Below are 14,527 nucleotides of genomic sequence, written 5' to 3'. Positions count from 1 at the left end.
AATTTTAATGAGTAGTTTTTCCTTTTGCCGCACCTCCCCCAGGTGCGGCTTTTTTTATGCCCAAATTTTAATTTTTTACAGATATGGAGAATATGATGAATCCAAATACTCACACCTCATCAAGTCATGCAAACGCTCATCGACCTTTAACCCTAAATCCACCGCAAACAGCTTTCACTTCTAGATCACAGCAAAATCCCGCTAAACGTTTGGCTAAAACCCAAGGTATGAGTCGTGAACAATGGTTACAGATACGAAAGCAGGGAATTGGGAGTAGTGATGCCGCAGCAGCCTGTGGTTTAAATCCCCACATGTCGATGCTGGAATTATGGATGATTAAAACGGGCCGAATGCAAGCCCCTCCAGATCAACCTCTTAAGAACCACTATTCACCTCTATATTGGGGGAACAAGCTCGAACCACTAATTGCAGATTACTATCGGCAGCGCACAGGTAATAAGGTTCGTCGGGTCAATGCAGTATTACAGCATCCTGATGAAGACAATGCCTTTATGTTAGCCAATCTGGATTATGCGGTCGTAGGCAGTGATGAAGTACAGCTTCTGGAATGTAAATCCGTAGGAGAGTGGGGAACTAAGCATTGGCGAGAAGGCGTGCCTCTGTATGTGCTCATACAGGTGCAACATCAATTGGCTGTTACAGGAAAACAAGCAGCGCATATCTGTGCCTTAATCTGTGGGCATGAAGCGAAGATATTTAAAGTTGAACGCAATGAAATTGTGATTAATCGTCTGATTGCTTCAGAAAAAATCTTCTGGTCTTGTGTAGAAAATGATATGCCGCCGCATGTAGATGCCAGCGAGTCAGCAGCAAAAGCCCTACAGTTTTTATATCCGCAGCATATCTCTTTACAAACTGTGGATCTATCCACGTTATCAGGAGTAGATCAATTGTTTACTGATTTACTCATTGAGGAAAAGCATCTAGCGCACCATCAAACCAAATATGACTACCTCAAACATCGTATTCAGATATTAATGAAAGATGCAGAAAAAGCCATATTTAGTCGGGGCAGTGTGACATGGAAGAAATCCAAGGATAGTGTGGTTTTAGACCAGAAAGCATTACTCCAAGCACAACCCGAACTACTACAGCAGTATCCCCAATCCCGTAGTGGTAGTCGTAGATTTAACATTCATCCACGTCCCTAAACAATTCTAGTAATACCCCTTAAACCTAAAAAAGCGCAAAGCCACCCCACTTGCCCTCCCTCAAAATAACAGAGAAAGGGCGTTGGAGCGGCTTTGTGTAAATCTTTGATGCACTCAATCTCTTATGACCGAAGAATAACGATAGGTGATTGATCAGGCTGTACAGGAACAGGTGAAGAGGAAGTGCTTTACGGTAAATAACGTGACTTCGTAAATATTTAACAAAACAAGGATTCATCTCATGATAAAAGGTCTAGCAATTACACCACCTGTACTTGGACGTATTAGTATTGGCAAGATCGTTGAAAAGAATGGTAAACGGCTCCCTGAAAAGGATGACCAATTTACGATTACTAGCCAAATTCAAAATAAGGATGGTTGGGTTAAACATCCACTTGATGAACAACTACGCGCCAAGGCACAAAACCAAAAGCTTAGAACCATTCCAGTCCGAATGCTCTTTAATGATCCTGATCTTAATCTAAGAGTTGAATACACGTTATTTGATCGACAATCTGGTCGACCTATCTGCACAGGTAATGGTGAAACCTGTCAGCGACTTGGTCAAAGTGGTATTGAGCAACATCCATGCCCATCACCTGATTTATGTCCACTGGCACAAGGAGGCTTATGTAAACCTTATGGACGGCTCTATGTGAATCTCGATGCGTCAGATGAATTTGGAACATTTGTTTTTAGAACTACAGGTTTTAATAGTATTCGTACTTTGGCGGCACGACTTCGTTATTACCATGCAGCTTCAGGTGATCTACTTTCATGTTTGCCTCTGCAATTGACCCTGAGAGGGAAAAGCACCACACAAAGCTATCGCACTCCGATCTACTACGTGGACTTAACTTTACGTGATGGAATCAACTTGCAAGAAGCAATTACTTCAGCCAAGCAAATCGATGAACAGAGCAAGGCAGCAGGGTTTTATCAGGAGGCTTTAGATCATGTCGCGCGGCAGGGTTATGGGAATGCCAGTTTTGAGTTAGGAGATGATGAAGGGATTGATATTGTTGATGAATTCTATACGAATGAAGCAACAACCGAACAATCTCAGCAGACTTATAACTTGAATCATGTTCAGGATATACAAAGAGATTTGCAGCAGTCTGTTCAGGCTTTGAACTAGCAAAAGTAATTTTTTACGAAATTGTCCTATTGTTTGAGCGAAAAGCGCTCGCTTCATTGATCAGGAGAAAAACATCATGAACGCGTTCACAGGTCAAACTTTTCAGATGAACCAAATCATTAACATCAAGCATGTGGTTGAATTTACTGCTCTGAGCAAATCAAAAATCTATGAAATGATTAATAAGAAATCAAAGTATTATGATCCTACTTTTCCCCAGCCTATACGGTTGACTGAAATGCGTATTGGTTGGTCAGCTTGGGAAATTCATCAGTGGATTGAGATTAAGCTGGAAAGCCGAAAAGAATAATAGTGGGAGCTTTTGAACTGTCTCTAAAGTAAGTCTATAATTTTAGAGACAGTATATTTTTTCAGAAATAGCATTTAGTCGAATTAAACTATTTTTTTTTATTAAAGTGTATTAATTTAACAAAAGTTATATTTAAAAAAGTTGAAAAATGACAGCACAAGTAGCTATTAAAATAGATGAAAACAATGAGCACCCACGTAAGAATTTAGTGGATAAAATTAAATTTTGTGAGGAGCGACGAATAGATCTTGATATTGTTGAAGATATATTTGAAAAGGCAGGAGTTGATGTAGCTCATAGATGGGGATCACTTATTGGTGAAGCCGTCAGATGTAGTGATGCAAAAGCTTCACAAATAGAAGAAAAATTATCAGCACTTTTAGAAAATCATATTCGTTATGATAATAAATTAATTATGGTATTTGACCATCTTACTGAAGATAAGCTTCAAGAATTTATTAATGCTTTTATTAAAGTTTATAGTGATAGTACGTCTTTTGAGGGAACAGAATACATAGCAGATTCTTGTCACCAAATTGCAGAGGACTTAATTCTCCATAACTTTAAAATAGTCCGTGAAGTCTCTGAACGGAAGGAGTTAACTGAAAGTGACTTAGGTCATTTTTCTGAGGAAGTTTTATCCAAATATAATAGGATAATAGGCTACCGCCCTGTACAAATTACTTGTTTTGATGCCGTAGCTCTTGACTTAAAAAACAAACGTTTAGTTTTACAATTGGACCTAGGTAGTATTATCTTAGCAAATGCTGTTGATAAGTTTTTTAATAATTTAAAAGTAAGTGTTAATAAAGCGTTTCGAAAAGTTGGCGTCACCAATTGTCGTATTCCAGACAAGGCCCAGTTTATAAATCTTTATACTACCCTCCAAAACTTTTATGATAATGAGGAAGGGGAGGTTACAAAAGCATCATTTTCTACCTCAAAAAATAATCATCATGAGACTTTGAGAGATCGAGCTCGTGATATTCGTAAAGCTGAATACCATCTTAGAGGTAAAGCAGCTGAAGAAGCCTTGGGTGGTAAAATTCGTCCATATCGAATAAGTAAGCGTTTCGAACGAATTACCAATACATGGCCTCAAGTTTACACAGGTGTGCACTATCGTTATTTTAATAAAGCTATATCAGGAACGAAGAATTTATATGAAGCACATATTTTTGATATCAAATCTTATGATGATTATGTTTTCATTATCGATAAGATTTTAGCAAATAGAACTATCGTATGAATTCTTCATTAAGAGATAGCTATTTTCATCAAATGATTAGGAGTCGGAAGTTTTCTGAATATTCCGATATAAAGTTAAGCTGTCTTTTAATATTGGATTATTTAATCATTGCTGGAAGAGATCTTGAGGTCACTTTTAGCTTTGATGAGTTACGTGAAAAAGTTGACCATAGTGTTAGTGATGAAGATTTTGTTTCGAGTGTTTTTTATTTGACAAGAGAGGATATTGATATTCTTGAACAAGGTTTCTCTGCATGGAGAGAAGTAGAAGCAAGATATGTCCCAGTAAGATTTGATAAAGTAAACAATATGATTGAGTCAAATATTTTTTCACATCCCTTTACCGGTGAGGATTTAACTGAAGAACAGTTTTATGATGAGGTCATATCTTTTTTTGGCGTAACACAGAATTTTTTGGATCATAAAAATGACACGTATTAGTATGAAAGATCCTTTGGTGTTGCGGTTATATAAGATTCGAAATGTAAAAAAGTATGATGAATTTCTAGAGTTACTCGAAGAAGTTTTGAATGAGGCTGCTGAACGTATCTATTCCAGTCTTAATAAAAATTCTGTAGTTAGTACTTTTAAAGATTTGTGTGAATCTGCTGAAAAAAATATTAAGGATGTTGATGAGTTAAAGAAACATCTAATTTTATTACAAAAAAAGTTAGAAGATGATATCTCTTGCAGGGTTGTAGATCATCTTGACGCAAAAGGCTTTGTCTCTTCACATGATCCCAATAATAAAGGCCATGTTGATATCTTGGTGCAGAATCAATCAAAAAAATTTAAATGGATCGGTGAAGCTAAATTGTACGATGGGAATAAATACCATCAAAAAGGGTTGTACCAGTTAATAAATGATTACTCAAGTGGCGGAAAATTTGAAAGTGGTGGCGTACTAATTTATTTGAACAAGACACAATACACAGTTAAAGACGTGATGCGAAGCTGGGATGCTCATCTAAAAGAACTGGCAAAAGATCCAAATAATAGATTAGTAAATTTTGAGTCAAAGTTTGATGAAGATACGAGTTCAATTTTTTATTCACAACACACTCATCATAGGTCAGGCGATCCTTACCGCATAAGGCATTGCTGTTTAGATATACGTATTGATTTTTGATTGACTTTCTTTTGTCGATTAATTAAAAAATAACAACTATAAGTTGAGAACCTTGAACAAATTGGTGAGAATGTCACAGGCTAAAGCTTCTGACGACGGCAATAGCAACTCATGCTAAAGAACTTTGGTTTATTTTTGGTCAATTTTAATTAACTGTAGACAATCTATGAACAAGCAACAACTCGCCTCAAAAATTTGGGAATCCGCAAATAAAATGCGCTCAAAAATTGAAGCAAATGAATATAAAGACTACATTTTAGGATTTATGTTTTATAAGTTCTTGTCAGATAAAGAATTAAATTTTTTAAAAGCAAATGATTTTAGTCAGGCAGATATAGAAACACTGACAGAAGAAGATGCTGAAACGGTTGAATTTATTAAGAATGGTATTGGCTACTTTATTGCTTATGACAATCTATTTTCGACATGGCTAAAAAAAGGAAATGACTTCAATGTTGCCAATGTCCGTGATGCACTTTCAGCATTTTCACGTTTGATCAATAATTCACACAAAAAAGTATTTGATGGCATTTTTAAAACACTAGAAACAGGCTTAAGTAAACTAGGTGACGGCTCAAACAGCCAGACTAAAGCGATTAGTGATTTACTGCAACTGATCAAAGATATTCCAATGAATAACAAGCAAGACTATGATGTTATTGGTTTTATTTATGAGTATTTGATTGGTTCGTTTGCTGCCAATGCAGGCAAGAAAGCAGGTGAGTTCTATACACCACATGAAGTTTCTGTGTTGATGTCTGAAATCATTGCACATCACTTAAAAGATCAACAAGAAATCAAAATTTACGATCCAACAAGTGGTTCTGGCTCATTACTGATTAATATTGGTAGTTCAGTTGCCAAGCATGTGAATGATGCTAATAAGATCAAATACTATGCCCAAGAGTTAAAGGAAAATACATATAACCTGACTCGTATGAACTTGGTTATGCGTGGTATTTTACCTGCCAATATTGTTGCTCGGAATGCCGACACCCTAGAGGATGACTGGCCATATTTTGATGACAATGATCCAATTAATACCTATGAACCATTGTATGTCGATGCAGTCGTATCCAATCCACCCTATTCTCAGGCGTGGGATCCAACAAATAAAGACTCAGATCCTCGTTATGCTCGTTTTGGTGTAGCACCAAAAACCAAAGCGGATTATGCTTTCCTACTGCATGATTTATATCATCTAAAACCAGATGGTATTATGGCAATTGTCTTGCCTCACGGGGTGTTGTTCCGTGGTGGTGAAGAAGAAAGTATTCGTACAAACTTGATTGAAAATAACCATATTGATGCAATTATTGGGCTGCCTGCCAATATTTTCTTTGGGACTGGTATTCCAACCGTCATCATTATTTTAAAGCAACGTCGTAGCAATAATGACGTTTTAATTGTCGATGCGTCGAAAGGTTTTGTGAAAGTGGGTAAAAATAACCACTTACAGGCATCGAATATCAAGAAAATTGTAGACTCCGTGATTCAACGTAAAGATGTTGAAAAATTCTCCAGAGTTGTAAGTCAGCAAGAGATTCGTGATCATAGTTATAACTTAAATATCCCTCGTTATGTGGATTCTTCCGCAGCAAGTGAAACATGGGATATTTATGCTACTATGTTCGGTGGCATTCCAAAGAAAGAAATTGATGTCCATACAGACTATTGGAAAGCATTCCCGCAGTTGCGTCATGATTTATTTACAGATAGTGATACGCCTTATGTAAAATTGGCAACCACAGAAATCAGTAAAGCGATTCATGAACATGAAAATGTTAAGATATTCAGCACTCAATTTAATAACGCTTTTACAAATTTCCGTGCTTATCTAAAAGCTGAGTTGATTGGCAAGATGCAGACTTTGCATATTGCACAGCAAGAAAATGTATTGAGTGTTGATATTTTTAAGCGTTTGGAAAATATTCCTTTAGTAGATAAATATCAGGCATATCAAGCTTTGGATGATCAATGGCAAAGCATTGCAGGTGATTTGGAAATTATTCAGTCTGAAGGTTTACTTGCAACCAAGATTGTTAATCCAAATATAGTCATTAAAAAGAAAGATGGTAAAGAACAGGAAGTTCAAGACGGTTGGGTGGGTTATGTTTTACCATTCGATTTGGTACAACAGCATTTACTTCTAGATGAATTAACCACCTTACAAGACAAAGAACGTACTTTAACTGAAACCAGTGCTGAAATTGAAGCGATTATGGATTCTCTGTCTGAAGAGGAAAAAGATACTTTATTAAACGACGCCAATGACGCTTTTGTAACAGCAGAGATTAACAAGATATTAAGACAGGCTTTTGAAGATATTGAAACGCCTGAAATTCGAGCGGTCAATGCGTTTTTGGAATTGCTTGGTAATAAAGCAAAGAAACCTGAACAGGAGCAATTTGTACAGGTACATTCTGAAGTGCAGTGGGCAAATATTGAAGCAAATAAAAATGGCAGCTATGCAGTAGGCAAAGTAAAAGCGTATTTGAAAATATTGCAGGCTAATTTTACTTTTGCTGAGGATTCTTTAGAAGCCAAATTATTCCAGGTGGAAGATTTACTTGTACGAGAAAAACAGCTTAAAGCTGAAATCAAAGATGATGCCAATGCTTTGCATATTTTGACCAAAGCTACGATTGAAGCTTTGGAAGATGCACAGGTATTAGAATTGCTCGAAGAGAAATGGGTTAACCCAATTGTAAGAGCAATTTTAGAATTGCCGAAAGAAGTGATTGAGCATTTGACTGATGTGGTGCAGGCTTTGGTGGATAAGTATGCGGTGACTTATACAGAAACTACGCAAAAACTCACTGAAGCGGAAAATAGTCTTGCCTACCTAATAGATGATCTAGCTGGTGATGCTTTTGACATGCAAGGCTTGAAGCAGTTTCAAACTTTGTTAAAAGGGGCGTAATGTGGAAAAGCAAAAATGCCCTGTGGTAAGGTTTAATGGATATAGCGAAAGCTGGAAAGAGCAACCATTAAATAATATTTTTGGAAGGATTCGGAATGCCTTTGTTGGTACAGCGACTCCTTTTTATGTGAAAAAAGGAAATTTTTATTTAGAATCCAATAATGTAAAAGATGGAAAAATCAATAAAAAATCACAAATTTTTATTGATGATTATTTTTACTTAAAACAAAAGGATAAGTGGCTTAAAACTGATGATCTTGTGATGGTTCAGTCAGGTCATGTAGGACATTCTGCTGTAATTTCTGAAGAATTAAATAATTCAGCAGCTCATGCTTTGATTATGTTTTCAGATTATAAGATGCAAACTAATCCTCACTTTTTAAATTATCAATGGCAAACGAATAATGCGAAAAAAGCTATTGAAAAAATTGCTACAGGTAATACGATTAGGCATATTCTTTCATCAGACATGAAAGAATTCTTATCTTTCTTTTCTAGTTATGATGAACAAACCCAAATCGGCAACTTTTTCCAAAATCTTGATAAATTTATTGCTTTACAAGAAAAGAAACTAGGCCAAACGCAATATCTTAAAAAAGCTATGTTGGAAAAAATGTTTCCCAAAGAAGGATGTAAGCAGCCTGAGATTCGTTTAAAAGGGTTTATTGAGGATTGGGAAGAAAAGCAATTAAAAGATATTTCTTTTAAAGTGCTTGAAAAGAATTGCGAAAATTTATATTCAGAAACTTTTACAAACTCTGCTCAATTTGGTGTCATTTCACAACGTGATTTTTTTGACAAAGATATATCGAATGCAAGTAATATTAAAGGGTACTATGTTGTAAAGGCTAATGATTTTATCTACAACCCTCGTATATCTAACTTTGCTCCAGTAGGTCCTATCAAGCGTAATAAGCTAGGTCGAACAGGCGTGGTTTCCCCACTTTATTTTGTTTTTAGAGTACAAGGTGTAGATTATCAGTTTTTAGAAACTTATTTTGAAACATCAATTTGGCATAAATTTATGTTTTTAAATGGTGATACTGGCGCTCGTTCGGATCGTTTAGCAATAAAAGATACGATATTTATGGAAATGCCAATCTATTGTCCTACACTGGAGGAACAGAAGAAAGTAGGGCAATTCTTTAAACAACTTGATAGAACCCTTGTACTACAACAGCAACAGCTTCAAACTCTAAAAAATCTAAAACAAGCTTTTTTGGAAAAAATGTTTGTTTAATATAATATTGAATAATTCAGTTGCTTGAGATTTTAAGCAACTGAATGCTTAAAGCTAATATCACTTGATAAAAGTAAATAGACCATGACCTTTAAAAACGAAGTAGAATTTGAAAAAGCACTCATAGAAGCCCTACTTAACAAAGGTTGGAAAGAAGTTATCAAAAATCCAACGGAAAAGGATTTACTCAACAATTGGGCGCAGATTCTATTTGAAAACAATCGTGAAATTGACCGTTTAAACAATCAGCCATTAACCGATGGTGAGATGCAACAAATTTTAGAACAAATCAAAACCTTGCGGACACCATTGGCATTGAATGGTTTTATTAATGGTAAGACTGTTTCGATTAAGCGAGACAACCCAAAGGATACTTTGCACTTAGGTAAAGAAATTAGTCTGAACATTTACGATAGACAAGAGATTGCAGCAGGTAAAAGCCGTTACCAAATTGTACAACAACCTAAGTTTCCAACATCATCACCTATTCTTAATGATCGTCGTGGTGACTTATTGCTATTGATAAATGGTATGCCTTTGTTTCATTTAGAATTGAAACGTTCAGGCGTACCCGCCAGTCAAGCAGCATATCAAATTGAAAAATATGCACATGAAGGCATATTTTCAGGCTTATTTTCTTTGGTGCAAATCTTTGTTGCCATGAATCCTGAAGAAACAAAATATTTTGCCAATCCTGGTCCTGATGGAAAATTTAACTCAGATTATTACTTTAACTGGGCTGACTTTAACAATGAGCCAATGAATTACTGGAAAGATATTGCAGCAGATCTTTTGTCTATCCCAATGGCACACCAGCTTATCGGTTTTTATACTGTTGCGGATAGAACTGATGGTGTACTGAAAGTCATGCGTAGTTATCAGTTTTATGCTGTACGTGCTATTTCGGACCGTGTGGCCCGTATTGAATGGGATGGACGAGATCGTTTAGGTGGATATATCTGGCATACTACAGGTTCAGGTAAAACCATGACCAGCTTTAAATCTGCTTACCTCATTGCAACATCTAAAGATGCAGATAAAGTAATTTTTTTAATGGATCGGATTGAACTCGGTACACAGTCATTAGAGCAATATAATAACTTTGCAGATGAATCTGACAAAAAAAATGTTGGAATAGATGCGAATAAAAATTATGTACAATCGACCGAAAATACTTATGCTTTGATCAGTAAACTAAAAAGTAATAACTATAAGCATGCACTTATTGTCACATCTATTCAAAAAATGAGTAATATCAAAAATGGAGAAAGTGGAGTCAATACGCATGATTTAGAGCAAATGCAGAATAAGCGTATTGTGATTATTGTTGATGAAGCACATCGTTCAACTTTTGGTGATATGTTATTGACCATCAAAGATACTTTTCCACAAGCGGTATTCTTTGGGTTTACAGGCACACCGATTCAGGAAGAAAACGAAAAGAAACTCAATACGACCGCAACTGTATTTGGTCATGAATTACATCGTTACAGTATTGCAGATGGTATCCGTGACAAAAACGTACTTGGTTTTGACCCTTACCTGATTTCTACCTATAAAGATTCTAAACTTCGTGAAGCAGTCGCATTGCATAAAGCCAAAGCTAATACAGTAGCAGAGGCTTTGGCTGATCCTAAAAAGAGTGTGATCTATAATGACTTTATGAACAGCAGTAAAGTCAAAATGGCAGGCTATACAGATCAGGCGAATAAATACATTAAGGGAATCGAAGATTACGTTCTAACCGAACAATATCATGAGCCTGAACATCAAAATAAGGTCGTTTCAGATATTTTAGAAAATTGGGTGCAATATAGCCAAAACTATAAATTTCACGGCATCTTTGCCACTAGTAGTATTAAAGAGGCAATTGAGTATTACCGCCTATTTAAACAAGCCAATCCTGCATTAAAAATTACGGCATTGTTTGATCCAAATATTGACAATACCGATGGATTTGCCTTTAAAGAAGATGGTTTGGTCGAAATTATAGAAGATTATAACGCACGTTATGGCATGAAATTTAATATGGCAACACATGCCAAGTTTAAAAGAGATATTGCTAATCGGTTGGCACACAAAAAGCCTTATGAACGGATTGAACATATCCCTGACAAGCAAATTGATTTACTTATTGTTGTAGACCAGATGCTAACAGGATTCGACTCTAAATGGGTCAATACCTTGTATTTAGATAAAGTACTTGAATATGCAAACTTAATTCAGGCATTTTCACGTACAAACCGCTTATTTGGTAAAGATAAGCCTTTTGGTATGATTCGATACTATCGTAAACCCCACACCATGAAACGTAATATTGATGCTGCCGTCAAATTATATTCGGGTGATAAGCCATTGGCTTTATTTGTTGATAAGTTGGAAATCAATTTAAAAAGAATGAATTTCATTTATCAGGAAATTTGCCAATTATTTAAATCTGCAAAAATCACTAACTTTGATCGGTTGCCACAGGATAAAGAATCTTGTGGTCAGTTTGCCAAACTGTTTAAACAGCTTAATGACTATCTGGAAGCTGCAAAAATTCAAGGCTTTAATTGGAATACATTAAGTTATGATTTCAAGGATGAAGATGAAAAAGAATATAGTCTTCAAGTTGATATAGATAAGCAAACTTACTTGATTTTAGCACTACGTTACAAAGAGCTTTTCTCGGCTGGGGGTGGTGGTGGAACAGGGAGAAACGTACCATTTGAAATCGAAGGTTATTTGACGGAAATCGATACCGATAAAATTGACTCTGACTACATGAATAGTCGATTTAACAAATACTTAAAATCTTTAAATGATGGAAGTAAAGTTGCTTCAGTTGAAGAAGCATTAAATGAGCTGCATAAGAGTTTTGCTGCACTTACGCAAGAAGAACAAAAATTTGCTAATATTTTCTTACATGCGATTCAGCGTGGTGATGTGCAGCTCAATGAGGGGAAATCGTTTAGGGATTACATTACTGAATATCAATTTAAGGCTAAAGAGGATGAAATTCACGAAATTGCTCATTCTTTGGGACTAGATGAAAAGAAACTGAGGCAGCTAATCAATGTTCATGTGAATGAAAGTAATATTGATGAATTTGGACGTTTTGGACAATTGTTGAGTTCTGTTGATAAAGTAAAGGCAAAACAATATTTTGAGAAAGTTGAGGAAGGTACAATACCTCTCTTCAAAGTGAATGTTAAAGTCTCAGCATTTCTAAAAGAATTTATTTTGAAAAGCTCTTAGTTAGCATAGTTTCAATGATGATGAGAGGGCAATTTTTGTCTGGTAAGTTTTTAAATTTTAATATGTAAAGAAAAGAGGCTTACTGATGAAGTAAGCTCCGTCTCTTAGATAAAAATCATAACAAGTTAATAAAGTAAGAAATGGTAATAGTAAATGATGATAACATTCAAATATTCATTAGCAGAATATTCACTTATTAACTTTCAATATATTTAAATTTTTGAAATTAATATAGTTTTAATAATTTTTCATATTCTTTATAATCCTCCAACATTGGAACCATTTCAAGATTCTTGTATCGGAATAGGGTTGGCATTTCATGGAACAGGTCAAAAAAGAAAGATACTGACTCTTTGTACATTTCTTGCTTTAATTTGGAGAAATTTGGTCTGTAGAACTCACCTGAGCCGAGTATTGGGGTATAGAAAATCTTGATATGATTGATATGAAGACCTGGCAAATGCTGGCTAATAAAGTAATTAATCATGTCCTCAAAGTTAATTTCATTAAAATCAATTTCTTTCTCTTCATCATAGTCATATCCAACATTCGTGATAATGAGCCATGTTTCTAAACTATAGGGATGATAAATATAAATATCTGCTGAAATATCTTCACCATATTCATTTTCATAGCCAGCAGGTAAAGGTGTATAAAAACCATCAAAAGCATTAGTCACGAGTTGGGCTTGAGATTTCTCCGAATCATCAGAAAAACTGCGAATAGCATCAACAGTATTCTGATGCAACTTAAAGGCCTTGTTAACTACTCCACGGCGGTCATTACTTTCTTGATTAATTTCAGCTCTAGTTTTTACCATTGGTAAAATCCTTTTAAAATTTTATAATGCTAATATTTGTAGGATATCCTACTTTGATTGCTAATATAGGATACCCTACAATTTTATGCAAGAAGATTAAAACTTTATTTTAGAATTTTGATAATCAGGAAAGAATTTTATTCTTCAAATTATCAATAAAATCAGACCATTCCTGCATCATTTTGATACGGTAGTCTAGGTGTTGTGCATGGTTATAAGCCTGAGATACAGTATTTCCAACCCTATGAGCTAGTTGAATCTCAATAGCATCATTTCTATATCCTTGTTCATGTAGAGTTGTAGATGCAAGTCCACGAAATCCATGACCTGTCATTTTACCGTTATAGCCCATAGTCCGAATTGCGCATAAAAGAGCGTTGCTACTGATTGGCTTTGCAGTACTGTAGTTATAAAAAACATACTGTTTTATGCCTGTAATTGGTTGAATATTTTGCAATATTTCTAAAGCTTGCTTTGATAACGGTACAATGTGAGGCATACCCATTTTCATTTTGTGTGCAGGAATACGCCATAAACGATTTTCATAATCAATCTCATCCCACTCCATCATTCTAAGCTCTGCTGTTCTGACAAAAGTAAGTGTCATAAACTGTAAGGCAGATCGAATGATAAGGTTACCGTGGTAACGATCCATACGTTCAAGAAAGGCAGGAAATTCTGAAATATCTAAACGTGCCATATTTTTTACTTTGCGTGGCTTGAGCGCCTCTCCTAAGTGTGGAGTAGGATCGTTCTCAATAATACCTTTACATATTGCAAAGCGGAAAATACGCCCAGCTAAAGGGATTGAGCGTTTCGCCATTTCTAATGCACCACGCTCTTCAATTTTTTTGGCGCAAGCGAGTACATCTTTCCCTTTGATCTTATCAATAGGCATATCACCTAAAGCAGGGAATAGGTCTTTTTCAAATACGGATAAATCACGTAAATAAGTCGCTTCTTTTATCACTGCTTTACGATCTTGCATCCATTCCATCGCAAGTGGTCTGAAAAGCGTACTTTCATCGACCAGTAATTTTTTTTGTTTTTTTGCTTCGTTTGGATTAATGCCGTCTTTGAGTTTTAACTTTGCTTCATCACGAATTCTTCTCGCTTGGGCAAGTGTGGTGTCGGGATATGTGCCAATGCTGAAAATATTTTCTTTGCCATTGAAGCGAAATTTCATACGCCAGTGCATACCGCCTGATGGTGTGACTTCCAGATACATGCCTTTTTCATCAGAATATTTGGCTTTCTTTTCGGCAGGTTTGATCTTTCTGACTTGAGCATCTGTAAGCATTGCAGCG

11 protein-coding genes are annotated in these 14,527 nt (G+C 35.7%); 9 read left to right on the top strand and 2 right to left on the bottom strand.

All coding sequences use genetic code 11. The annotated features are described in order from the left end of the window. Window positions 1–95: 95 nt before the first annotated feature. From A7P55_RS01255 to A7P55_RS01215, 9 genes are all read left to right on the top strand, one after another. On the top strand, window positions 96–1,172 hold the full coding sequence (locus A7P55_RS01255; RefSeq protein WP_171550798.1) for a lambda-exonuclease family protein: 1,077 nt from the start codon (window positions 96–98) through the stop codon (window positions 1,170–1,172). 241 nt (window positions 1,173–1,413) lie between these two features. Continuing rightward, on the top strand, window positions 1,414–2,310 hold the full coding sequence (locus tag A7P55_RS01250) for a hydrolase or metal-binding protein (RefSeq protein WP_171550797.1): 897 nt from the start codon (window positions 1,414–1,416) through the stop codon (window positions 2,308–2,310). 76 nt (window positions 2,311–2,386) lie between these two features. Continuing rightward, entirely contained in the window at window positions 2,387–2,620 is a 234-nt protein-coding gene (locus A7P55_RS01245; RefSeq protein ID WP_171550796.1) for an AlpA family phage regulatory protein, read from the top strand. A gap of 148 nt (window positions 2,621–2,768) precedes the next feature. Next, window positions 2,769–3,869: a hypothetical protein gene (locus tag A7P55_RS01240; protein WP_171550795.1), complete on the top strand. Its 1,101-nt coding sequence runs from the start codon at window positions 2,769–2,771 to the stop codon at window positions 3,867–3,869. Further along, a complete protein-coding gene (locus tag A7P55_RS01235; protein ID WP_171550794.1) occupies window positions 3,866–4,309 on the top strand; it encodes a hypothetical protein in 444 nt (147 codons plus the stop codon). Before A7P55_RS01240 ends, A7P55_RS01235 begins: the two co-directional genes overlap by 4 nt. Continuing rightward, window positions 4,296–4,997 carry a hypothetical protein gene (locus A7P55_RS01230; RefSeq protein ID WP_171550793.1) on the top strand — a complete coding sequence of 234 codons (702 nt, stop codon included), beginning with the start codon at window positions 4,296–4,298 and terminating at the stop codon, window positions 4,995–4,997. Before A7P55_RS01235 ends, A7P55_RS01230 begins: the two co-directional genes overlap by 14 nt. Before the next feature lie 166 nt (window positions 4,998–5,163). After that, window positions 5,164–7,920, top strand: a complete 2,757-nt coding sequence (locus A7P55_RS01225; protein WP_171550792.1) for a type I restriction-modification system subunit M — start codon at window positions 5,164–5,166, stop codon at window positions 7,918–7,920. A 1-nt stretch (window position 7,921) separates the two neighbouring features. Then, window positions 7,922–9,160 carry a restriction endonuclease subunit S gene (locus tag A7P55_RS22845; RefSeq protein WP_354667316.1) on the top strand — a complete coding sequence of 413 codons (1,239 nt, stop codon included), beginning with the start codon at window positions 7,922–7,924 and terminating at the stop codon, window positions 9,158–9,160. Window positions 9,161–9,244: 84 nt separating this feature from the next. Further along, window positions 9,245–12,400 carry an HsdR family type I site-specific deoxyribonuclease gene (locus A7P55_RS01215; RefSeq protein WP_171550791.1) on the top strand — a complete coding sequence of 1,052 codons (3,156 nt, stop codon included), beginning with the start codon at window positions 9,245–9,247 and terminating at the stop codon, window positions 12,398–12,400. 226 nt (window positions 12,401–12,626) lie between these two features. On the opposite strand, the gene A7P55_RS01210 is transcribed toward A7P55_RS01215, so the two are convergent. After that, window positions 12,627–13,220 carry a hypothetical protein gene (locus tag A7P55_RS01210; RefSeq protein WP_171550790.1) on the bottom strand — a complete coding sequence of 198 codons (594 nt, stop codon included), beginning with the start codon at window positions 13,218–13,220 and terminating at the stop codon, window positions 12,627–12,629. A gap of 124 nt (window positions 13,221–13,344) precedes the next feature. Further along, the gene (locus tag A7P55_RS01205) at window positions 13,345–14,520 is read right to left on the bottom strand and encodes an integrase arm-type DNA-binding domain-containing protein (RefSeq protein WP_171550789.1); all 1,176 of its coding nucleotides are present in this window, start codon (window positions 14,518–14,520) and stop codon (window positions 13,345–13,347) included. Between the last annotated feature and the right edge of the window lie 7 nt (window positions 14,521–14,527).

Origin of the sequence: Acinetobacter sp. Ac_5812 (assembly GCF_013072695.1) — a bacterium.
Classification (GTDB): domain Bacteria; phylum Pseudomonadota; class Gammaproteobacteria; order Pseudomonadales; family Moraxellaceae; genus Acinetobacter.
Note: the sequence above shows the minus strand (reverse complement) of the source record. Positions and strands in the feature narration are given on the sequence as shown.